This is a genomic window from Streptomyces sp. NBC_00209 (genome assembly GCF_045206345.1).
Classification (GTDB): Bacteria; Actinomycetota; Actinomycetes; order Streptomycetales; family Streptomycetaceae; genus Streptomyces.
The window spans coordinates 5,856,358-5,877,073 of the sequence record NZ_CP108121.1 but is presented as its reverse complement, the minus strand read 5'-3'; the positions used below and the strand labels follow the sequence as shown (position 1 = coordinate 5,877,073).

At 73.0% G+C, this 20,716-nt stretch carries 18 protein-coding genes and 1 tRNA gene; 6 read left to right on the top strand and 13 right to left on the bottom strand.

Features of this window, described 5'->3' with window-relative positions; all coding sequences use genetic code 11:
- Positions 1–21: 21 nt before the first annotated feature.
- Both OG867_RS26720 and OG867_RS26715 read right to left on the bottom strand, forming a co-directional pair.
- Positions 22–801, bottom strand: coding sequence for an SDR family oxidoreductase (locus OG867_RS26720; protein WP_328899390.1), 780 nt, complete (start codon positions 799–801; stop codon positions 22–24).
- Positions 798–2,135, bottom strand: coding sequence for an enolase C-terminal domain-like protein (locus tag OG867_RS26715; protein ID WP_406289117.1), 1,338 nt, complete (start codon positions 2,133–2,135; stop codon positions 798–800). Before OG867_RS26715 ends, OG867_RS26720 begins: the two co-directional genes overlap by 4 nt.
- 233 nt (positions 2,136–2,368) lie before the next feature.
- Between OG867_RS26715 and OG867_RS26710 the strand changes: the two genes are divergently transcribed.
- On the top strand, positions 2,369–3,511 hold the full coding sequence (locus OG867_RS26710) for a PAC2 family protein (RefSeq protein ID WP_328899392.1): 1,143 nt from the start codon (positions 2,369–2,371) through the stop codon (positions 3,509–3,511).
- 60 nt (positions 3,512–3,571) lie between these two features.
- Here the strand turns inward: OG867_RS26710 and OG867_RS26705 are convergent, their stop codons facing one another.
- The 5 genes from OG867_RS26705 to OG867_RS26685 form a co-directional block, all read right to left on the bottom strand.
- Positions 3,572–6,622, bottom strand: a complete 3,051-nt coding sequence (locus OG867_RS26705) for an NPCBM/NEW2 domain-containing protein (RefSeq protein WP_406289114.1) — start codon at positions 6,620–6,622, stop codon at positions 3,572–3,574.
- Between the two features lie 123 nt (positions 6,623–6,745).
- On the bottom strand, positions 6,746–7,975 hold the full coding sequence (gene mshC, locus OG867_RS26700; protein WP_406289111.1) for a cysteine--1-D-myo-inosityl 2-amino-2-deoxy-alpha-D-glucopyranoside ligase: 1,230 nt from the start codon (positions 7,973–7,975) through the stop codon (positions 6,746–6,748).
- A 110-nt stretch (positions 7,976–8,085) separates the two neighbouring features.
- Positions 8,086–8,925 (bottom strand): SCO1664 family protein, encoded by an 840-nt coding sequence (locus OG867_RS26695; RefSeq protein WP_406289109.1) that lies wholly within the window; start codon positions 8,923–8,925, stop codon positions 8,086–8,088.
- A complete protein-coding gene (locus tag OG867_RS26690) occupies positions 8,889–9,479 on the bottom strand; it encodes a DUF3090 domain-containing protein (RefSeq protein WP_020207450.1) in 591 nt (196 codons plus the stop codon). Before OG867_RS26690 ends, OG867_RS26695 begins: the two co-directional genes overlap by 37 nt.
- Before the next feature lie 93 nt (positions 9,480–9,572).
- Positions 9,573–10,271, bottom strand: a complete 699-nt coding sequence (locus OG867_RS26685; protein ID WP_328899396.1) for a histidine phosphatase family protein — start codon at positions 10,269–10,271, stop codon at positions 9,573–9,575.
- Between the two features lie 74 nt (positions 10,272–10,345).
- On the opposite strand from OG867_RS26685, the gene OG867_RS26680 reads away from it, so the two are divergent.
- Positions 10,346–11,341, top strand: coding sequence for a magnesium and cobalt transport protein CorA (locus OG867_RS26680; RefSeq protein WP_328899397.1), 996 nt, complete (start codon positions 10,346–10,348; stop codon positions 11,339–11,341).
- Positions 11,342–11,357: 16 nt separating this feature from the next.
- On the opposite strand, the gene OG867_RS26675 is transcribed toward OG867_RS26680, so the two are convergent.
- Both OG867_RS26675 and OG867_RS26670 read right to left on the bottom strand, forming a co-directional pair.
- Entirely contained in the window at positions 11,358–12,146 is a 789-nt protein-coding gene (locus tag OG867_RS26675; RefSeq protein ID WP_406289104.1) for a ferritin-like domain-containing protein, read from the bottom strand.
- Between the two features lie 242 nt (positions 12,147–12,388).
- On the bottom strand, positions 12,389–13,438 hold the full coding sequence (locus OG867_RS26670; protein ID WP_328899398.1) for an LLM class F420-dependent oxidoreductase: 1,050 nt from the start codon (positions 13,436–13,438) through the stop codon (positions 12,389–12,391).
- A gap of 106 nt (positions 13,439–13,544) precedes the next feature.
- Between OG867_RS26670 and OG867_RS26665 the strand changes: the two genes are divergently transcribed.
- Positions 13,545–14,528, top strand: coding sequence for an aldo/keto reductase (locus OG867_RS26665; RefSeq protein WP_406289101.1), 984 nt, complete (start codon positions 13,545–13,547; stop codon positions 14,526–14,528).
- A complete protein-coding gene (locus tag OG867_RS26660; RefSeq protein WP_406289099.1) occupies positions 14,525–16,783 on the top strand; it encodes a helix-hairpin-helix domain-containing protein in 2,259 nt (752 codons plus the stop codon). Before OG867_RS26665 ends, OG867_RS26660 begins: the two co-directional genes overlap by 4 nt.
- An 81-nt stretch (positions 16,784–16,864) precedes the next feature.
- On the opposite strand, the gene OG867_RS26655 is transcribed toward OG867_RS26660, so the two are convergent.
- Positions 16,865–17,524, bottom strand: a complete 660-nt coding sequence (locus OG867_RS26655) for a hypothetical protein (RefSeq protein ID WP_018103709.1) — start codon at positions 17,522–17,524, stop codon at positions 16,865–16,867.
- A 47-nt stretch (positions 17,525–17,571) separates the two neighbouring features.
- Here OG867_RS26655 and OG867_RS26650 point away from each other — a divergent pair, with 47 nt between their 5' ends.
- A complete protein-coding gene (locus tag OG867_RS26650) occupies positions 17,572–17,760 on the top strand; it encodes a DUF5703 family protein (RefSeq protein WP_018103708.1) in 189 nt (62 codons plus the stop codon).
- A 100-nt stretch (positions 17,761–17,860) separates the two neighbouring features.
- On the opposite strand, the gene OG867_RS26645 is transcribed toward OG867_RS26650, so the two are convergent.
- From OG867_RS26645 to OG867_RS26635, 3 genes are all read right to left on the bottom strand, one after another.
- Positions 17,861–18,622 carry a chaplin gene (locus tag OG867_RS26645; protein ID WP_406289096.1) on the bottom strand — a complete coding sequence of 254 codons (762 nt, stop codon included), beginning with the start codon at positions 18,620–18,622 and terminating at the stop codon, positions 17,861–17,863.
- Positions 18,623–18,757: 135 nt separating this feature from the next.
- Positions 18,758–18,991, bottom strand: a complete 234-nt coding sequence (gene chpH, locus OG867_RS26640; RefSeq protein WP_328899402.1) for a chaplin ChpH — start codon at positions 18,989–18,991, stop codon at positions 18,758–18,760.
- Positions 18,992–19,135: 144 nt separating this feature from the next.
- On the bottom strand, positions 19,136–20,470 hold the full coding sequence (locus OG867_RS26635; protein WP_328899403.1) for a M20/M25/M40 family metallo-hydrolase: 1,335 nt from the start codon (positions 20,468–20,470) through the stop codon (positions 19,136–19,138).
- Between the two features lie 158 nt (positions 20,471–20,628).
- Here OG867_RS26635 and OG867_RS26630 point away from each other — a divergent pair.
- Positions 20,629–20,716 (top strand) — tRNA-Leu (locus OG867_RS26630).

Here is a 20,716-nt window from a genome sequence, read left to right as displayed (position 1 = left end):
GGCATGGCGGGAGGTGCGGGTTCAGCTGCCGGCGGGGCGCAGGCGCAGGCCCTGCATCCCGCCGTCGACGGCCAGGGCGGTGCCCGTCACGGAGGCCGCGGCGGGACCGGCGAGGTAGACGATCGCGGCGGCCACCTCGTCGGCGGAGACCAGCCGGCCCAGCGGCTGCCGGGCGTTGAGCGCGGCGCGTTCGGCGGCCGGGTCCTCCGCCTGGCCGAGCAGCCGGCCGATCCACGGGGTGTCGGCGGTGCCCGGGTTGACGCAGTTGACGCGGACGCCCTCGCGGACGTGGTCGGCGGCCATGGCGAGGGTGAGCGCGAGGACGGCGCCCTTGCTCGCGCTGTACAGGGCGCGCTGGGGCAGCCCGGCCGTCGCGGCGATGGAGCAGGTGTGCGTGATGGATACGGCTCCGGGGCGCTCGGCGGCCGCGCGGCGCAGGTGCGGCAGGGCGTGCCGGGCGGCGCGGACCATGCCGAGGACGTTGATGTCCAGGACCCGGGCCCACTCGGCGTCGTCGTTGTCCGCGACGGTGCCGATGGCGCCGATGCCCGCGTTGGAGACGAGGGTGTGCAGGGAGCCCAGGGCGGCGGCGGCCCGGTCCACCCCGGCGCGGACGGCGGCGTCGTCGGTGACATCGGCCTCGACGGCGAGGGCGCCCCGGGGTGCGCCGGAGGTGTCCCGGTCGAGGACGGCGACCTGGGCGCCGCGTTCCAGGAGCAGGGTGGTGACGGCGGCCCCGATGCCGGAGGCGCCGCCGGTCACCAGGGCGTTCATCCCCTCGAAGTCGCGTGTGCCGGTCATCGGCTCTCCTCCTTGTCGTGGCGCCGGGCCTGCCAGACGGGGCCCTGCGGGTAGCGGTGTGCGGCGATGGACTCGGGGCGCATCCTGGCCGAGAAGCCGGGGGACGCCGGGGCGGTGTAGCGGCCGTTCACGATGACGGCCGGGTCGGTGAAGTGCTCGTGGAGGTGGTCGACGTACTCGATCACCCGGTCCTCGCGGGTGCCGGAGACGGCCACGTAGTCGAACATCGAGAGGTGCTGGACGAGTTCGCAGAGCCCGACGCCGCCCGCGTGCGGGCAGACCGGGATGCCGTACTTGGCGGCGAGCAGCAGGATCGCCAGGTTCTCGTTGACGCCGGCGACGCGTGCGGCGTCGATCTGGACGAAGTCGACGGCCCCGGCCTGGAGGAGTTGCTTGAACACGACCCGGTTGGCGACGTGTTCCCCGGTGGCGACCTTGACCGGCTGTCCGGCGCGGACGGCGGCGTGGCCGAGCACGTCGTCGGGGCTGGTGGGCTCCTCGATCCAGTGCGGGTCGTACGGGGCGAGCGCGGTCATCCAGGCGACGGCGTCGGCGACGTCCCAGCGCTGGTTGGCGTCGACGGCGATTCGGACGCCGGGTCCGACGGCCTCGCGGGCGAGCGCCATGCGGCGGACGTCGTCCTCGACCCGGCCGCCGACCTTGAGCTTGATCTGGGTGAAGCCGTCGGCGACGGCCTGCTTGGCGAGCCGGACCAGCTTGTCGTCGGAGTAGCCGAGCCAGCCGGGCGAGGTGGTGTACGCGGGGTAGCCATCGGCGCGCAGCCGGGCGGCGCGTTCGGCGCGCCCCGGTTCGGCGGCGCGCAGGATGGCCAGCGCCTCGTCGGGGGTGAGGGCGTCGGTGAGGTAGCGGAAGTCCACGAGGGAGACCAGCTCCTCCGGGGTCATCCCGGCCAGGAACTCCCAGACGGGTCTGCCCGCCAGCTTGGCCGCCAGGTCCCAGGCGGCGTTGACCACCGCACCGGCCGCCATGTGCATCACGCCCTTCTCGGGGCCCAGCCAGCGGAGCTGGGAGTCGTGCGTGAGGTCCCGGTACAGGGCGCCGAGGGCATCGGCCGTACGCGGCACGGGGCGCCCGGTCAGATAGGGGCGCAGGGCCTCGATCGCGGCGGCCATGACCTCGTTGCCGCGACCGATGGTGAAGCAGAAGCCATGGCCCTCGACGGGCTCGCCGTCCGCGCCGGCGGCGTCGGTCCGCAGGACGACGTAGGCGGCCGAGTAGTCGGGGTCGGGGTTCATGGCGTCCGAGCCGTCCAGTTGTTCCGAGGTCGGAAAACGGATGTCGTGGACCTCGAAATCCGTGACGGTCTGACTCATGCGCGCCCCCAGGAGAAATAACATCGGACCTCTGTTCCGGTCATCCGATGTATAGCCGCCCCTGAGGGCGCAAGTCCAGAGAGAGGCGGGATTTTTCCACCGACAGCTCGGATGTATCGATGGTGCGCCGTTGTACCGGACGAACCATCCGGCCGTGCACGGGGGCTGCGTTCCGGGAGGCCGCAGGCCGTAAGGTTGGTCCGTACGCAAGGGAACTTCGGAAGGAGGCTGGGGTGATCGAGCTCGAGGGTGTGCCCGAGCTGATCGACCCGGTCATGGTGGCCGCGTTCGAGGGGTGGAACGACGCCGGTGACGCCGCCTCCACAGCGGTCGCGCATCTGGACCGGGAGTGGAAGGGCGAGGTGTTCGCGGCGCTGGACGCCGAGGACTACTACGACTTCCAGGTCAACCGCCCGACGGTGTGGCTGGACAACGGGGTACGCAAGATCACCTGGCCGACGACCCGGCTCTCCGTGGTCCGCGTCGGCGGGGACAAGCCCCGCGATCTCGTCCTGGTCCGGGGCATCGAACCGTCGATGCGCTGGCGCTCGTTCTGCAACGAGCTCCTGGGCTTCGCGCACGAACTGGGCGTCGAGATGGTCGTGGTGCTCGGGGCGCTGCTGGGCGACACCCCGCACACCCGCCCGGTCCCGGTCAGCGGGGTGACGTCCGACCCGGACCTGGCCCGCACCATGGACCTGGAGGAGACCAGGTACGAGGGTCCGACCGGCATCGTCGGCATCCTCCAGGAGGCGTGCACGCATGCCGGGGTGCCCGCGGTGAGCCTGTGGGCGGCGGTGCCGCACTATGTGTCGCAGCCGCCCAACCCCAAGGCGACGCTGGCCCTGCTGAACCGGCTTGAGGACCTGATCGGGCTGCGCATCCCGCTCGGCGAGCTGCCGGAGGACGCGCGCGCCTGGCAGGTCGGCGTCGACCAGCTGGCCGCCGAGGACAGCGAGGTGGCCGAGTACGTGCAGACCCTTGAGGAGGCCCGGGACACCGCCGAGCTGCCCGAGGCGAGCGGCGAGGCCATCGCCCGCGAGTTCGAGCGCTATCTCCGGCGCCGCGAACCGGGCTCCGCGCCGCCGCCCGGCGGCCATGCCACGGAGAGCGGCGACGCGACGTACCTCCGGGACACGTCGAGCGGCCGGACGAGACCGCCGAAACCGGGGCCCGGCCAGCCGGGCGGTCCGGCGCAGCCCGAGGGTCCCGGCCGTCCGGCGACCGGCCGGCCACCGGCCGATGGGCCCGGCGACCGGGCCACGGACGCGGACGGCGGCCCGGCCGGGGCGTCCGACGACGAGCCGGACACTGACCGCCCGGGCAGTGGCCCGGCGGACGGTGACGGGGCCGACGGCCCCCCGTCGCAGGACTGAGCGCGGCACGGAGCCGGGCGGGTGCGAACCCGTCCGGCTCCTGTGCTGGATGACCGTCATTCAGGAGCAGACGAAGCGCGCCGCGCCCCAGTCGCCGTGGTCACCGGTCTTGGACCCGTTGGTGTCCGTGACCTTCAGGCGTACGTGCCGCGCCCCGTCGAGCGCCACATCGACCGGTACGGTCTCCGACGCCCCGGTCACCTTCGGCGAGGTCCACAGCACCTTGCCGTCGGCCTCCACGGAGAACGCGACCTCGCCGTACCCGTCGATCTCGTCGTCGATGCCGGCGTCCGCGGTGAACCGGGAGCACTGGCCGCCGAGGTAGACCTCGATGTCGGAGTCGGCGTGGGTGCCGATCCCCTTCTCGTACGTCTTCCCGGCCAGCGTGAGCGGGTGCCCGTCGGCCGCGCCCGACTCGCCGTTGCTGCGGTCGCGTTCGGCGGGTCCGTAGCCGTTGGTCGCGGTCAGCCACTCCATGTCGCTCGCCCAGGTCTCACCGCTGGGCGGGGCGGGCATGACGGAGACCGCGAGCCGCTCGGTGGCGGTGCGGGACTCGTCCGCCGACCGGTAGCGGGCGAGGGCGGTCAGCCGCGCCTCCCCCGCCTTCGCGTCCTTCGCCGGGGTGACCCGGACCTCGACGCGGCGGGTGGTGCCCGCCGGTATCCGCTGCACGGGCGCTGCGGGGGTGGCCTGCCAGCCCTCGGGGACGTCGAGCGTGACGGACGCGTCCGTGACGTCCGCCCGGCCCGCCGTCACATCGACGGCGACGGTGCTCGGGGCGCCCGCGCCGGTCTCCTGGCCGCGTGGGGCGGTGACGGCGGCCGTGGCGGTGGCGTTCCGGCCGCCGACCGCGCTGGTGTGCTTGAGCCGCACGGAGAACGTCCGGTCCGTGGGCAGCGGCGCGGTCTTGACCTTCACCACACCGCCCCGGTCGTCCCGGTCGTAGAACCAGCCCTGCTTCGCCTTCGCGTACGCGGCGGCCGAGCTGAGGCGGGGCAGCTTGCCCTTGAGCTGTACCGCGCTCGGCTCGGAGCCGGTGTGCACGGTGAACTCGTACGGGCGGCTGCTCTGCTTGCCCTGGAACGTGCCCTTGCCGGCGCCGATGTCCACGGTCACGTCCCCGGAGCCCCGGGCGGGTGCGCGGACGTCGGCGGTCTGCGTGGCGTACGCGCCGTCGCGGTGCTCACGGGTCACGCCGTCGTCCTCGTACAGCGTGAACGAGGAGCGGCCCTGCGGGTAGATGTCCCAGGCGAGCGGGGAGGAGGCGGTGCGGTCGGTGTACGAGCGGATGCCCGGCCACATCGGCACGCTCGCCCCGGCCTTCACGAACAGCGGCAGGGTGTCCAGCGGGGCGCTGTAGTCGTCGAGGGTGACGGGGCCCTGGTAGGTGCGCCCGGTCCAGTAGTCGGTCCAGGTGCCCTTCGGCAGGTAGATGCCGTCGCGCTCGGTGCTGTCCTCGTAGACCGGCGCGACGAGGAAGTCCTCGCCCGACATGAACTCGTACTTCGCGGCGTCGGTCGCGGCCTTCGGGTCGTCCGGGTACTCCAGGACCAGCGGGCGGACCATGCCGACACCGGTCTTGGTGGCCTCGTGGGCGTAGGAGTACTGGTAGGGCAGCAGCGACTCCTTGAGCTTGAGGTAGTCGCGGTTGATGGAGGTGTACGGCTCGCCGTAGCGGAAGGGCTGCTTGTCGCTGGCGGCCCAGCCGTCCATGGTCATCGTGGTCCCCAGGAACATCTTCCACTGGAGGTCACGGGTGTACGTCTTGGCGCTGCCGCCGAAGATGCCGTCGACGTCGCCCGTGGTGTAGGCGAGGCCGGACATCGTGGCGCCCGCGTAGGTCGGGATCTGCCAGCGGATGTAGTCCCAGGTGCCGTACTGGTCGCCGGACCACTGGACGCCGCAGCGCTGCGCACCGGCCCAGCTCTCGGGGGCGTACGTGAAGCCGCGCGCGTCGCTGTTGGCCTCGATGCCCTTGTACGCGTCCTTGCAGCCGTCGAGCGCGAACTTGTAGCCGTCACCGACCCAGGCGACGTCCAGCTTGGCCACGCGCTGCCCGGCCTTGACCTGGTCGCCGAGCTTGTCGATGCCGTCCTCGGTCCAGAGCCCGGCCTGCATGCCCCGGTCCTGGAGGCCCTTCGCGGTCTCGGCGAGATTCTCGTAACCGCAGCCGTAGCCGTCGTTGACGAGCATCCAGCCGTTGGGCATGTCGTTGTCGAGGTAGCCGTCGGCGACCTTCAGCGCGTCCAGGGTGTGGCGCTCGCCCCGGTTGGCGTTGTGCAGGTAGCAGTCGGCGTCGCCGATCTCCATGCCGTAGACGGGCGGCAGGAACGGCTTGCCGGTGAGCTGCGTGTACTGGCCGATGACGTCCTTGGCGCTGTCACCGGCGAAGTAGTACGCGTCGAAGCGCCGCTCCTTCTCGCTGGTTGTCACCGGGTCGTCGAAGGCGTAGGTGCCCGGCGCGAAGGTGTTGCGGAAGACGCCGTAGCCGGCCGAGGAGAGGTAGAACGGCACCGAGTTGGGGTGGCCGCCGTCGTCCCAGTTGTAATCGACGCCCACCTCGACGGTCTTGTCCCGGTGCGAGGTGTTGCCCCGCCCGTTCTGCATCCCGGCGCCGTAGAACTGCTCGTTCGCGCCGCGCGCCAGGGTCTGGGTGGTCTGCTCGGCGTCCCAGCTCAGCCCCTTCGCCTCGGACCAGACCTGGCTGCCGTCGGCCCGGTACAAGGCGAACCGCAAAGGCGACTTGTAGACACGGAGGGTGACGCTCCGGGTGGACAGCTCGTAGCGGTCGCCGCGCTCCTTCCAGCGGGTGCGGGGCGGGGCGCCCTGCGGGAGCACGATGGCGTCGCCGGCCGGGTCCTCGAAGGTGCCGTCGGGGGCGAGTTCGATGCGGAAGGTCTCCTCGGAGACGAAGCTGACCCGGGCCGCCGCGTCCCCCGCCGTCAGGCGGTACACGGCCCCGTCGGCCTTGAAGCCGGTGAGATCGCCGACCGTCGTCCCGGCGGGCTCCGCCGTGTCGTCGGCGCGGGCGGCACCCGGTCCGGTGAGTACGGCGAGGAGTCCCAGCAGCGCTGCAACTACCGCCGATCTGATGCGCGTTGATGATTGCATAGAGCGCTTTTAGCGCAGCACCGAGCATTTGACCATGGACAAAACGGAACCGGCCCCGAACTTCATGAAGAAGTCCGGGGCCGGTGAAGTCGGCTGCTACGACGGAGAGTTACGAAAAAAGAGCTACAGGGCCACGCCGAGGAGCGCGTCCACGGTGCGGGAGACGAGGCCGGGCGCGCCCTCGTCCGTACCGCCCTGGGCGGTCTGCCGCTCGGCCCAGCGGTCGACCGCGGCCAGCGCGGCCGGGGCGTCCAGGTCGTCGGCGAGGGCCGCGCGGACCTCCTCGACCAGGGCGTCGGCGGACAGCCCGTCGGGGCGGGAGACGGCGGCGCGCCAGCGGTCGAGCCGGGCCACGGCGTCGGCGAGCACCTGGTCGGTCCACTCCCAGTCGGAGCGGTAGTGGTGGGCGAGCAGGGCCAGGCGGATCGCGGCCGGGTCCACGCCGTCGCGGCGGAGCGCGGAGACGAAGACGAGGTTGCCCTTGGACTTGGACATCTTCTCGCCGTCCAGAGCGACCATGCCGGCGTGCACGTACGCCTGGGCGAAGGGGTGCTCGCCGGTGAGCACCTGGGCGTGCGAGGCGCCCATCTCGTGGTGCGGGAAGGCGAGGTCGGAGCCGCCGCCCTGGACGTCGAAGCCCATGCCGAGGTGGTCGAGGGCGATGGCCACGCACTCGATGTGCCAGCCGGGGCGTCCGGCGCCGAGGGAGCCGCCGTCCCAGCGGGGCTCGCCCGCGCGGGCGGCCATCCAGAGCATGGGGTCGAGCGGGTTCTTCTTGCCGGGGCGCTCCGGGTCGCCGCCGCGTTCGGCGGAGAGCAGGCGCATGGCCTCGGCGTCGAGGTTCGACACCTCGCCGAAGTGCGGGTCGGTGTCCACGGAGAAGTAGATGTCGCCGTCGAGCTCGTAGGCGGCGCCCGCGTCGCGGAGCCGTTCCACGAGCGGCACGATGCCGGGTATCGCCTCGACGGCTCCGATGTAGTCCCGCGGCGGGAGCATGCGGAGCGCGGTCATGTCCTCGCGGAACAGGGCCGTCTCGCGCTCCGCGAGCTCGGTCCAGTCCTGTCCGTCGCGCACGGCCCGCTCCAGCAGCGGGTCGTCCACGTCCGTCACATTTTGGACATAGTGAACCTGCCGCTTGGTGTCGAGCCACACGCGCTGAACGAGGTCGAACGCGTTGTAGGTCGCCGCATGACCCATATGGGTCGCGTCGTACGGCGTGATGCCGCAGACGTAGATGCGGGCGACGGGACCGGGGTCAAGGGTGATCCGTCCGCCGGTCGCGGTGTCGTGGATCCGAAGGTCGCGGCCCTTGCCGGGCAGGGCGGGGACCTCAGAAGCGGGCCAGGCATGCATGCCACGAGCGTAACCGGATGCGGCTTCCGGATACGAACCGGAGGGGTGATCCTGACCGAAGAGGCACTCTTGCGCCGCCGCGCCCGGCGTGCATCGGGGTGGACCGGCCGTCAGACGGGCGGCCAGGGGATGGCGGGCCATTCGCCGCTGGGCTCCCGGTGCAGCCCGGTCGTCCGCAGGCCGGCCACCCGGGCCCGCAGGGCCTCGATCTCGGCCGCCGTGATGAGTTCGGCCAGCCGGGTGACCAGGCCCGCGCCGGGCTCCAGGGCGGCGGCCAGCCGGTCCAGGACCCCGACGGCCTCGGGGGTCAGGGGCTCGCCCGCCCAGCCCCAGAGCAGGGTGCGCAGCTTGTCGTCGGCGTTGAAGGTCACCCCGTGGTCGATGCCGTACAGCCGGCCGCCGGGCGCGGGCAGCAGATGGCCGCCCTTGCGGTCGCCGTTGTTGATGACCGCGTCCAGGACGGCAAGCCGCCGCAGGCGGGGGTCGTCCGCGTGCACCAGCAGGGCGGTCTTCCCCTCCCCCACCTCGGCGAACGCGACAGCCTTCCAGCCCTCGCCGGGCTCCTCGTCCTCGACCAGCGCGAGCAGCCCCGGCTCGTCCTCGCCCGGCTCCTCGGCCTCGATCCACAGCTGGCACATGCCCTGGCCGTACGGCCCGTCCCGCAGCACGGTCGGCGGGACCAGGCCCCAGCCCATGGCCTCGGAGACCTCGTAGGCGGCCACCTCGCGCTGGGCGAGGGTGCCGTCGGGGAAGTCCCAGAGCGGCTGCTCGCCGGCCACGGGCTTGTACACGCAGTACGCCTCCTCGCCCTCGTGGGCGACGGAGCAGTACAGCACCGCGTTGGACGCGCCGCGGACCTGCCCGAGGACGGTGAGCGTGCCCTCGGCCAGCAGGGCGACCTGCTCCGCGTCGCTCAGGCGCCCCGGCGGTATCCGTTCTGGCGCGGGCATACGTGTCCTTCCGGGTCGAGCGGCAGGCTGCACAGCGGGCAGGGCGGGCGGCCGGCGTTCACCACGTCCAGGGCGCGCTTGGCGAAGGCGCGGGCCTGGGCGCCGGAGAGCCGGACGCGGAGCATCGGCGGGCCGTTCTCCTCGTCCTGGAGCAGCCGCTCCTCGGCCTCGGCCAGGTCCTCGACGGAGTCGGCGTCCAGCTCGACCAGGGCCTGCGCCTCCACGATCATGCGCTGCTCCTCGCCGTCCCAGGCGAGCGCCATGGTGCCGACGCGGAACTCCTCCTCGACGGGGACGTCGAGCGGCGCGGTGTCCGTGACGTCCATCGGGGCGACGGCGGGCACCGGGGAGTTCCCGCCGGTGCGGCGTACGACCTCGTCCAGCAGTTCGTCCACGCGCTCGGCGAGCGCGGCGACCTGGGTCTTCTCCAGGGCCACGCTGGTGACACGTCCGCCTGAGGATGCCTGCAGGAAGAACGTACGGCGTCCAGGCAGCCCGACCGTGCCGGCCACGAAGCGGTCCGGGGGGTCGTAGAGGAACACCTGACGGGACACGTCCTGTCTCCCTTGAGAGTCGACGGGCAGATGGGGGTGGGCCGGAGCCTCGGAAAGCGTTCTACGGCGCGTCCACCCTACTGCGCGCGGCGATCACGGTGCCCCAGCGCCGCCCCCTACCGCCGCGTCCCCGGCCGCACCGGCGTCCGGGCCGGGTTCGCGGGGCGCGAGTCCGGCGAGGTCGCCCGTGTCGCCGAGGCGCACCAGATAGGGGCGGAGCCTCGTGTAGCGGATCGCGGTGACCGAGCACGGGTCGGCCTGGACGCGCTGGAAGAGGTCGAGGTGCATACCGAGCGCGTCGGCGACCAGGGCCTTGATGATGTCGCCGTGCGAGCACATGACGTACGCGGCGTTCTCGCCGTGCTCCGCCTCGATCCGGGCGTTCCACTCCCGTACGGCGTCGACGGCGCGGGCCTGCATCGCGCGCATCGACTCGCCGCCGGGGAACGCGGCGGCGGAGGGGTGCTGCTGGACCACGGTCATCAGCGGTTCGTCGGTGAGCTCGGCGAGCTTGCGGCCCGACCAGTCGCCGTAGTCGCACTCGCTGATCCGGTCCTCGACGTGCAGCGGCAGGTCCGGGCGGGCGGCCAGCAAGGGCTCCAGGGTCTCCCGGCAGCGTTGCAGGGGGCTGCTGACGGCGGCCGCGAGCGGCAGTGCGGCCAGCCGTCCGGGGAGCGCGGCGGCCTGCGCGGCGCCGCGCTCGTCCAGGGCGACGCCGGGCGTCCGGCCCGCGAGCACCCCGGCCGTGTTGGCGGTCGAGCGTCCGTGGCGTACGAGGATCAGGGTGGGCATGCGGTCCAGCGTACGGGCGCGGCCCGGTCTCCCGGCGGGGCCAAAGGTGCATACCGGGCCGGAAGCAGGGAAGAATGCGCGCCGTGATTGTCGACTGCGCCATTTACCGCGACGGACGCCGGACCGAGGGCCCCGCCGACTTCTCCGACGCGCTCGCCCAGGCGCGGGAGTCCGGCGACGCGTTCCTCTGGATCGGCCTGCACGAGCCGACGGAGAAGGAGTTCGACCTCGTCAGCCACGAGTTCGGGCTGCATCCGCTGGCGGTGGAGGACGCCCTCTCCGCCCACCAGCGGCCGAAGCTGGAGGTGTACGACGACTCACTGTTCGCGGTGATCAAACCGGTGCTGTACGACCACGACAGCGACACGGTGACCACGCACGAGCTGATGGTGTTCATGGGCGACTCGTTCGTCGTGACCGTGCGGCACGGCGAGGGCGCGCCGCTGGCGGCCGTACGCCGACGTCTGGAGGCCGACCCCGAGGTGCTGAAGCACGGGCCGACGGCGGTCCTGTACGCGGTGAGCGACGCGATCGTGGACCACTACATAGACGTGGCGGGCGAGCTCCAGGTCGACCTGGAGGAGCTGGAGACGCAGGTCTTCGCGCCGAGCGGGACGGACGACTCCAAGAACACCGCGGCGCGCATCTACACCTTCAAGCGCCAGGTGCTGGAATTCCGCCGGGCGACGGTCCCGCTGACCGGGCCGATGGCCCGGCTGGCGGGGGCCGGGGTGCCGTTCGTCCAGGAGCACGCGCAGCCGTTCTTCCGGGACGTCCAGGACCATCTGACCCGGGCCAACGAGCAGGTGGAGGGTCTTGACCGGCTGCTGTCCGACATCCTGTCCGCGCATCTCGCGCAGATGGGGGTGCGGCAGAACGACGACATGCGCAAGATCTCCGCCTGGGCGGCGATGGCAGCGGTGCCGACGATGGTCGCGGGGATCTACGGAATGAACTTCGACCACATGCCGGAGCTGCGGTGGGTCGGCTCGTACCCACTGGTGCTGCTGCTGATGGCGGGAGCGGTCGTGGGCCTGTACCGCCAGTTCAAGCGGCGCGGCTGGCTCTGACGGCCCCGGGCGCCTCTCAGGCGTACTCGGGCGCGGGCGTCGGGGGTCCGCCGAGGGCGTCGCGCCGGGCGGGCGGGGCCAGGCTGACCATGCGCCGCCAGCCGCCGAGGCGTTCGTACGCGTACATGGCGTGGATGCCCGCGGCGAGCACGGCGGCCTTCGCGCGGGACCAGCCGAGCACCCGGCCCATGTGGTCCATGACGGCGAGGCTGACGTCGCGGTAGACCCGGATCTCGGCGAGCGCGCACTCGCGCAGGATGCGCTGGATCGTGCGGCCGTGCCCGGCCCGTGCGAAGCGCAGCAGTTCCTCGTGGCAGTACGCGAGGTGGTTGTCCTCGTCGTGCGAGATCATCCGGACCGCGCGGCCGAGCCCGGGGTGGTCCGCGAAGTGCTTGGTCAGCAGCCGCATCTGCTCGGACGCGCGCTGCTCGGTGACCCGGCTGTGGGCCAGGTACGTGATGATGTCGCGCTCGGTCAGGGGCTCGTCGCGGCCCAGCTGCTCGTGCGCGAGTCCGATGCCGTGGCTCTCCAGGAGCATCGTGTAGTCGGTGTCCGGGGGGACGGGCCCGGGGGCCAGGCCGCGCTTCTTGAGCAGCGCGTTGAAGATCCGGCCGTGCTTGTCCTCGTCGGCGCCGTGCCGGGCGACCTTGGGGGCCAGGGGGCGCTGGCTCGCGGGGACGAGGGCCGCGATCCGGCCGTTCTCCCAGCCGCCCTGGGACTCGCCGCTGGCCGCGATGGAGCAGAACAGCCGGAACGAGTCGTCGTTGTCGAGGATCTCCTGGAACAGGTTCTTTGCCGAGAGCATCACTGCCACCTCCGTGCCGGCGTCGCCGAGCGCCAGTCAAATGCGCCGGGCCGGGGCGGGCAACAGGAGCGTGCGGCGGCTGGGCCGGACGGGTGGCGCCGGGGCGGGGCGGCGGGACCGCGGCGGGCGAACCGTTTTTGCGTGCACCCGTAACCCCGCCGGGCCGCCCGCGTTGTTCCCCGTGACGGCCGTGGCGGGGAGGACCCCCCGAGCCCCCACCACGGCCGCAGAGCCTCTTCCGGTTACGCGAGCCCGGCCCGCTCCAGCGCGTCCGTGCCGGCCCGGAGCGCGGCGATCCGCTCGTCCAGGGTGAAGCCGGCCGGCGCCAGGGTCAGGGTCGTGACCCCCACCTCCGCGTACGCCTGCATGCGCTCGGCGATCCGGTCCACGGACCCGAGCAGCGTGGTCTGGTCGATCAGCTGGTGCGGTACGGCGGCCGCCGCACCGCTCTTGTCGCCGGAGAGGTACTTCTCCTGGATCTCGGCGGCCTCCTTCTCGTACCCCATGCGCTGCGCGAGCCGGTTGTAGAAGTTCTGCTTGGCGCTGCCCATGCCGCCGACGTACAGCGCGGTGTAGGGGCGGAACATGTCCGCGAGGCCGGGGATGTCGTCGCCGATGGCGAGCGGGACGGTCGGGCAGACGTCGAAGCCCTCCATCGTCTTCCCGGCCTTCTCCCGGCCGGCCCGCAGCCGGCTGATCGCGGTCTCCTCCAGGTGCTCGGCCGACGGGAAGATCAGCAGGGCGCCGTCGGCGATCTCGCCGGTCTGCTCCAGGTTCTTCGGGCCGATCGCGGCGATGTAGAGCGGGATGTGCTCGCGCTGCGGGTGCACGGTCAGCTTGAGCGGCTTGCCCGGGCCGTCCGGCAGCGGGAGCGTCCAGTGCTCCCCCTCGTACGCGAGGCGCTCACGGGTCATCGCCTTGCGGACGATGTCCACGTACTCCCGGGTGCGGGCCAGCGGCTTGTCGAACTTGACGCCGTACCAGCCCTCGGAGACCTGCGGGCCCGACACGCCCAGGCCGAGCCGGAACCGGCCGCCGGACAGGGAGTCGAGCGTGGCCGCCGTCATGGCCGTCATCGCGGGCTGGCGCGCCGGGATCTGGAGGATGGCGGAGCCGACGTCGATGGACTCCGTCTGCGCGGCCACCCAGGCCAGCACGGTCGGCGCGTCGGAGCCGTACGCCTCGGCCGCCCAGCAGACGTCGTAGCCGAGCCGGTCGGCCTCCTGTGCGACGGCGAGATTGTCGCCGTCCATCCCCGCGCCCCAGTAGCCGAGATTGATGCCGAGCCGCATAGCCGAACCCCTTACCGATCAGTAACGTCCCTGAGTTCCGGACTCTAGCGCGCGGGAAGTTGATCCGGCAGGGGGCGGCCCCACGCCGGTTGTAATCTCAGCGCCCATGGAGCAGAGGCATCTGGGCCGCACCGGCCTTCGTGTGTCCAGGATCGGGCTCGGCACCCTCACCTGGGGCCGGGACACCGACGAGCACGACGCTGCCGAGCAGCTGAAGGTGTTCTGGGAGGCGGGCGGCACGCTGGTCGACACGGCCGATGTGTACGGGGGCGGCGAGGCCGAGTATCTGCTCGGGCGGCTCGTGGACGGCCTGGTGCCCAGGCGCGACCTGGTCATCGCGACCAAGGCGGGCAGCGTCGCCGACCCGTACCGCAGGGTCGACGCCTCGCGCGGACACCTGCTGGCGGCCCTCGACGCCTCGCTGAGCCGGCTCGGCACGGATTACGTGGACCTGTGGCAGCTCCACGCGTTCGACCCGGAGACCCCGCTGGAGGAGACGCTCCAGGCGCTGGACCTCGCGGTGTCCTCCGGACGCGCCCGCTATGCCGGGGTGTCCGGCTTCTGCGGCTGGCAGCTCGCGAAGGCGGCGACCTGGCAGCTCGCCGCGCCCGGGGCGCGAAGCCGGCTGGCGGCGACGCAGATGGAGTACTCGCTGCTCCAGCGCGGCGTGGAGCGCGAGGTGCTGCCCGCCGCGCTCGACCTCGGCGTCGGGCTGCTGCCCTCCTCGCCGCTGGGCCGGGGCGTGCTGACCGGCAAGTACCGCACGGGGACCCCGGTCGGCTCGCGTGGCGCGTCCGAGCTGCTGGCCCCCTTCGTGGAGCCGTATCTGGACGAGGCGGCGCGCCGCATCGTGGACGCGGTGTCGACCGCCGCCGACGGGCTGGCCACCACGCCCGCGCAGGTCGCGCTGGCCTGGGTCCGGGACCGGCCCGGGGTCGCGGCCCCGATCGTCGGCGCGCGCAACGCGCGGCAGCTGACGGAGGCGTTGTCAGTGGAGGCGCTTAGTCTTCCTGACGAGATCTGCCAGGCGCTGGACGATGTGTCGGCGCCCGTGCACCGCTATCCCGACCAGGACTGGAGCACGCTGTGACCGCGCTACCCCGGGGCGAATCCCCCGGCCCCTCGGCCACCGAGGACGACACCGTCGCCGTCCCGGACGATCCGGGCCCCGCCGGTGCCGCTGACGCGGCGAGCGAGGCGGAGCCAGGACCGGCGGCCGACGACGACGCGGAGGCCGAGGCCGTGGCCGGCGAGGGCGCGGCGGCGGGCGGCGAGCCGGGCGACTCCTCCGCCCCGGAGGCCGGCGCCGAAGGCGCCCCCGCGGCCTCCGAGGCCGAGGCCGAGATCGCCGCTCAGCGGGAGCTGCGGGAGCGGATCGAGAAGCGGAAGGCCGAGAAGGACGGGCCCATCGACGCCGGGGGGAAGCTGAGCGGGACCGCGGCCGATCTGCTGGCGGCCGTCCGGGCCGTGGAGAGCGGACAGCAGCCCGCCACGACGTTCTACGACTCGCCCGCTCCGGCCCCCGCCCGCCGGGCGGCCCCCGCCCCCGCTCCGGTACGGGAACGGGCCCCCGGGTCCGCCCCCGCCCCCCGGCCCGCCTCGCCCGAGAGCGTCGCCTCCGTGGCGGCCGTGCTGTCCGCCGGCGGGGCCCCCGCCGCGCTGGGCGGATCCGCCGCCGCGCTGCTCGGGGACCGGGCCGCCGAGCTCCTGCGCGAGGACCCCTGGCAGCTGCTGGCCCTGCCCGGCGTCGGGGCCGAGCAGGCGGACGGCTTCGCCCGGGCGCTGCTCGGCGCGGCCTGCGGGCCCGACGACGAGCGCCGCACCGCCGCCCTGACCGGCTGGGTCCTGGAGCAGGCCGCGCTCCGCGGCCACACCGCGCTGGACGCGGACCGGGTGCGCGAGGCGCTGGCCGGCCGGGGCGTGAGCGACCCCGCGGCGGCCGTGCAGCACGCCGTCGCGGAGGGCGTCGTGCTGGTCTTCCAGGACGGCCCGGAGGACCAGGTGGACGCGGAGGACCCGGAGGAGCAGGACGCCGAGGGGGCGGCCGAGGCCGTCGCGCCGGGCCCGGTGCTCCTCGGGCTCGACCGGTACGCGCTGGCGGAGGAGAGCCTGGCCGACGGGCTGGCCCGGCTGGTCAACGGCGGCGACAAGGAGGCGGACTGGTCGGAGGCGGCCGCCGCGGCGCCCTCGCCCTCGGCCGCCGAGCTGATCCGCGCGGCCGCCGCCCACGGCCTCGTCGCGCACACGGGCGGCGAGGCGGCCCGGGCCGAGCCGGCCGCCCTGATCGCCGCCGCCCGGGGGCTCGGCCTGCGCGCCCTGGGCGCCGCGCACAGCGTGGACGGCCGTCGGCGGCTCGCTCAGGACACCGGCGCCCCGGAGGCGGCCGTCACGCTCGCCGGGCTGCTGTCGGGCACCGAGGGGCCGGGGCGGGACGAGGAGGGGGCGCTCGCGCTCGACCTGCTCGTCGTGCTGGACGCGCCCCAGCTGGACGTGGAGACCGGCGCGATGCTGGTGGAGTCTCTGGGCGACGGTGTCCGCCTGGTCCTCAGCGGTGACCCGGGCGTGCTGGGCTCGGCGGGCGCCGGGCAGGTGTTCGCCGATGTGCTGGCCGCCCGCGCCTGCCCCCACGTCTCCTCCCGCACCCCGGACCCGGGCCCGGTCGGCGAGCTGGTCTCGGGCATCGGCATCGGTGAGCTGAACCAGGTGGAGGCGCCGGGCAAGGAGGTCGTCATCGTCCCGGTCCGGGACGCCGGCGAGGCGGTCCACCGCACGGTGCAGCTCGTCGCCGACTCGGTGCCGCGCGCCCTCGGGGTGCCGTCCGAGGACACCCAGGTCATCACGGTGGGCCACGGCGGCGCCGCGGGCACCCGGGTGCTGAACGAGGCGCTGAAGCAGCGGCTCAACCCGGGCCCCGGCCGCTTCGGCGGGTTCGACCCGGGCGACCGGGTCGCCCATGTCCCGGCGCCGGGGCGGACGGTGCCCGGCGTGGTCGTCTCGGCCGACGCGGAGGGGCTGCACCTGGACTGTGCCGGGACCCCCGTCGTCGTACCGCAGGAGCGGGTGGCCGATTCCGTGCGCCACGCGTGGGCGCTCAGTGCCCATCAGGCGGCCGGGACGCGGTGGCCGGCGGCCGTCGTGGTGCTGCCGGGCGACGCGGCGCGCGGGCTGAGCAGGCCGTGGGTCTACACCGCGTTCGGCCGGGGCGAGCGCCATCTGTCCGTGGTGCACGGCGTCGACCAGGCCCTGCCGCACGCGGTGGCCGAGGTGCCCGCCCAGGAGCGCAGCACGCGCCTGCGGGCCCTGCTGGAGGCGTCCCAGGAGGCCCAGGAGCCCGCCGAGCGGTGAGAGCGCCCGGAGGGCCCCCGCGTACGCCTGGCGCGTACGCGGGGGCCCTCCGGTCGTTCCTGTGGGGTTCCGGTCCGGTGGTCAGCCGGCGGGGTGCCCCGGTCCCTCCGCCTCGTCGTCGAGGTCGTCGTCATCGAAGACCGCGCTGACGTCGAAGCGGCAGACCACCAGCTCGGGGTCGGCGTCATCGAACGGGGCGGCCAGCCACTCCCCCGGTTCGGGGAGTTCGTCCGCCGCGGCGACCCAGAGCGTGGAGTCGCCCTCCTCCAGGCCGAACTCCGTGTGCCGGGAGGCGATCTCGTCCGCCTCGTACTCCCCGAAGAGCACCCCGAGGGCCGCGTGCACGCTGGTGCCGACGACCGCCGCCCCGGCGTCCTCCCGCTCGTCCGGGTCGGCGTCGGCGAGGCGCTGGGCCTGGGCCAGCAGCCGCTGGGGTTCCACCACCGCGTAGTCGCGGCGGATCAGCACGCTGAGCGCGTGCGGCTCGTCGGGTCCGTTGTAGGGCGGCAGGGCGTCCTGCTCCCCCGGGATCTCGAACGGGGTGACCTCGTCGTGGCGGTCGTAGAGGAGTTCGTCGTAGACCTCGGCGGCGGCGGCCAGTGCGTTGAACGCGTCGTAGACAGCGGGATCATCGTCCCCCGACCGGCGTTCGACCGCCGCGAGGTGGTGGTCGATCGCGGCTTTGACCGCATCGGCGGCGGCGCGTACCTCGGCAGCGGTGGGCTGCGCAGCATCAGACATGGGGCAGACGCTATCCGTACCGGGGCCTTGCCCGCACAATGGATTCGATGCCGGAATACGAATTTGTCGATGTGTACGTGCCACGCGGGGTGTCCCGGAAGGACACGGCCCGCCTGTTGACCGACCACGCCGAGTACGGGCACTGGGAGCTGGACCGTCTGACGCTGCGCCGGGACGGCAGCCGCCGCGTGCGGCTGCGCCGCCGGATCATCCGTCAGCTACGGGCCACGTGGTGAGCCGGAAGGCCCGGCCGCAGACCGTCCGACCACACGAAACGGGCCCCGCGATGGCGGGGCCCGTTTCCTGCTCTGCGTGCTCGCCGGTGCGGCGCTGCCGTCAGGCGGCGGCCTTCGCGCGGCGGTAGAGCACCGTGCCCGCGCCGGCCAGCAGCAGGCCCGCGCTCGCCGGAATGAGCAGGTCGAGCCCGCCCGCTCCGGTGTGGGCGAGCTGCGGCGCCTCCGGCACGGTCTGCGGCTCCGGCGTGTTCGGAGTGGGCTTCTCGGGCGTCGGCGGCGTGACGTGGCGGACCGGAGGCTCCGGAACGTCGACCGGCGGCGTGCTGTCGTTCTCGCACGTGTTGCCGATCGCCGGGTTCAGCAGGCCGACGACGTCGATGCTGTTGCCGCAGACGTTCACCGGAATGTCGATGGGCGCCTGGATCTGGTTGCCCGAGAGCAGACCGGGCGATCCCTGCGTGGTTCCCTGGGCGGTGGCCCCGCCGCCGTTGCCGCCGCCGGCCCGGTGCTTGCCGGTGCCCGACTTCATCCCCCGGGTCCGCTCGTCGGAGGCCCGGTTGCCGGCGTGGTTGCCGGAGGTGCCCGAGGCGGCGCCGGACCGGCCGGCGGACGCGCCGTCCGAACCGTTTCCGCAGGCGTTTCCGGCGGCCGGGTTGAGCAGTCCGACGACGCTCACGGAGTTTCCGCAGACGTTCACCGGCACGCTGACCGGAATCTGTACCGAATTCCCTGAAATCACCCCCGGGGAATTCGAAGCGCCGCCGACCGCTCCCGCGTCGGCGTGCGCGTAGCCGCCGCCGAGGGCGAGAACGCCCCCCGCGGCCGCCATGGTGATCAGGCCGTTTCGCGTGACCTGTCGCATAGGTGTTTCCTGCCTTCTACCTTCCGGAGTACCCCCGGACTACCGTGCGGAGGCAAAGGACCCGACGGCCCCGGAGCGCGTGGAGTGCGGTCCGGGGCCGAGCGGGCTCAAACCCTTACGGGTTGACGCGCAACGTCAGTCGTTGACGCAGACGTTGCCGAAGGCCGGGTTCAGCAGCCCGATCACGTTGATCGTGTTGCCGCACACGTTCACGGGAACGTGGACGGGAACCTGGATGACGTTGCCCGAGAGCACGCCGGGGCTGCCGATGGCGGCACCCTGGGCACCCGAGTCGGCGACGGCCATGCCGGCGCCCGCGAGCACCAGACCGCTGGTGACAGCCGCAGCGGCGACGATCTTCTTGATCATGATTCCTCCTAGTTGGCAAACACGGTCCCAGCCGCGGACCGCACCCCCTGTAACGAGGAGGAAGTAACGGGGCTACGAGGCAAACGCTCCATTCACTCGTTCCGGTGAGAGGCGTACATCCTGGCGATTTCCGCCTCTCGCGGGTCAGCTGTGGTCGATGAACCGGTCCAGGACGCGGGCGCCGAACTTCAGTCCCTCGACCGGAACGCGCTCGTCCACGCCGTGGAACATGCCCGCGAAGTCGAGCTCCGGCGGGAGCTTCAGCGGGGCGAAGCCGAAGCAGCGGATGCCCAGGTCGTCGAAGGACTTGGCGTCCGTACCGCCGGAGAGCATGTACGGCACGGCGCGGGCGATCGGGTCCTCGGCCTTGAGCGCCGTCTGCATGGCGTCCACGAGTGCGCCGTCGAAGTCGGTCTCCAGCGCCTTGTCGCCGTGCACGTCCTCGCGCCGGACGCGCGGGCCGAGGATGCGGTCGAGGTCGGCCAGGAACTCCTGCTCGTACCCCGGCAGGAAGCGTCCGTCGACGTGGGCGGTGGCCTGTCCGGGGATGACGTTGACCTTGTAGCCGGCGCCGAGCATGGTGGGGGCGGCGGAGTTGCGCAGGGTGGCGCCGACCATCTTGGCGATGCCGCCCAGCTTGGCGAGGGTGGCCTCCATGTCCTCCGGGTCCAGCGGGGTGCCGAGCGCGTCCGACAGCTCGTCCAGGAAGGACCGCACGGTCTTGGTCACCCGGACCGGCCAGGTGTGCCGGCCGAGCCGGCCGACCGCCTCGCACAGCTCGGTGATCGCGTTGTCGTCGTTGGTCATGGAGCCGTGGCCCGCCGTGCCGTCCACGGTCAGGCGCATCCAGTGCATGCCCTTCTGCGCCGTCTCCACGAGGTACAGCCGCAGGTTCTCGTTGACGGTGAACGAGAAGCCGCCGACCTCGCCGATCGCCTCGCTGACGCCCTCGAACAGGTCGGGGTGCTTGTCCACGAGGTAGCGGGCGCCGTACGTGCCGCCCGCCTCCTCGTCCGCGAGGAAGGCGAGCACGATGTCACGCGGGGGCTTGCGGCCGCTGCGCATGCGCTCGCGCACCACCGCCAGCGTCATCGCGTCCATGTCCTTCATGTCGACCGCGCCCCGGCCCCACACGCAGCCGTCCGCGATCTCCCCGGAGAACGGGTGGTGCGTCCAGTCGTGCGCGTTGGCCGGGACGACGTCGGTGTGGCCGTGGATCAGCAGGGCCGGGCGGGACGGGTCCTCGCCCTCGATCCGCGCCACGGTCGAGGCACGGCCCTTGTGGGACTCGAAGATCTTCGGTTCGAGCCCGACCTCGGCCAGCTTCTCGGCCACGTACTCGGCGGCCGCCCGCTCACCGGGCCCGGAGTGGTCGCCGTAGTTGCTGGTGTCGATCCGGATCAGGTCACGACAGAGGTCCACCACCTCGTTCTCGGCGGTCTCGCCCGAGCCGCTCCGGGCCGCATTGCTCTCGCTCACGCTGGTTCCTTCCCTGTCGCCGTGGTGCTCCCTCCCATCCTCCATCGCCGGGCCCGCGCACCCAAGGCCCCCACGGAACAGGGCGTGATCGAGCACCCGCCAATGTTTGCTATGGTTTTCCACGTCGGAACGGGCGAGGCCCGCGAGACAGACACCTTGTCCGGGTGGCGGAATGGCAGACGCGCTAGCTTGAGGTGCTAGTGCCCTTTATCGGGCGTGGGGGTTCAAGTCCCCCCTCGGACACCA

Bases quoted from the DNA above. Each gene is read 5' to 3' on its own strand.
- OG867_RS26720 (WP_328899390.1), bottom strand. From the start codon at position 801: ATGACCGGCACACGCGACTTCGAGGGGATGAACGCCCTGGTGACCGGC.
- OG867_RS26715 (WP_406289117.1), bottom strand. From the start codon at position 2,135: ATGAGTCAGACCGTCACGGATTTCGAGGTCCACGACATCCGTTTTCCG.
- OG867_RS26705 (WP_406289114.1), bottom strand. From the start codon at position 6,622: ATGCAATCATCAACGCGCATCAGATCGGCGGTAGTTGCAGCGCTGCTG.
- mshC (WP_406289111.1), bottom strand. From the start codon at position 7,975: ATGCATGCCTGGCCCGCTTCTGAGGTCCCCGCCCTGCCCGGCAAGGGC.
- OG867_RS26695 (WP_406289109.1), bottom strand. From the start codon at position 8,925: ATGCCCGCGCCAGAACGGATACCGCCGGGGCGCCTGAGCGACGCGGAG.
- OG867_RS26685 (WP_328899396.1), bottom strand. From the start codon at position 10,271: ATGCCCACCCTGATCCTCGTACGCCACGGACGCTCGACCGCCAACACG.
- OG867_RS26680 (WP_328899397.1), top strand. From the start codon at position 10,346: ATGCGCGCCGTGATTGTCGACTGCGCCATTTACCGCGACGGACGCCGG.
- OG867_RS26675 (WP_406289104.1), bottom strand. From the start codon at position 12,146: ATGCTCTCGGCAAAGAACCTGTTCCAGGAGATCCTCGACAACGACGAC.
- OG867_RS26670 (WP_328899398.1), bottom strand. From the start codon at position 13,438: ATGCGGCTCGGCATCAATCTCGGCTACTGGGGCGCGGGGATGGACGGC.
- OG867_RS26665 (WP_406289101.1), top strand. From the start codon at position 13,545: ATGGAGCAGAGGCATCTGGGCCGCACCGGCCTTCGTGTGTCCAGGATC.
- OG867_RS26655 (WP_018103709.1), bottom strand. From the start codon at position 17,524: ATGTCTGATGCTGCGCAGCCCACCGCTGCCGAGGTACGCGCCGCCGCC.
- OG867_RS26650 (WP_018103708.1), top strand. From the start codon at position 17,572: ATGCCGGAATACGAATTTGTCGATGTGTACGTGCCACGCGGGGTGTCC.
- OG867_RS26645 (WP_406289096.1), bottom strand. From the start codon at position 18,622: ATGCGACAGGTCACGCGAAACGGCCTGATCACCATGGCGGCCGCGGGG.
- chpH (WP_328899402.1), bottom strand. From the start codon at position 18,991: ATGATCAAGAAGATCGTCGCCGCTGCGGCTGTCACCAGCGGTCTGGTG.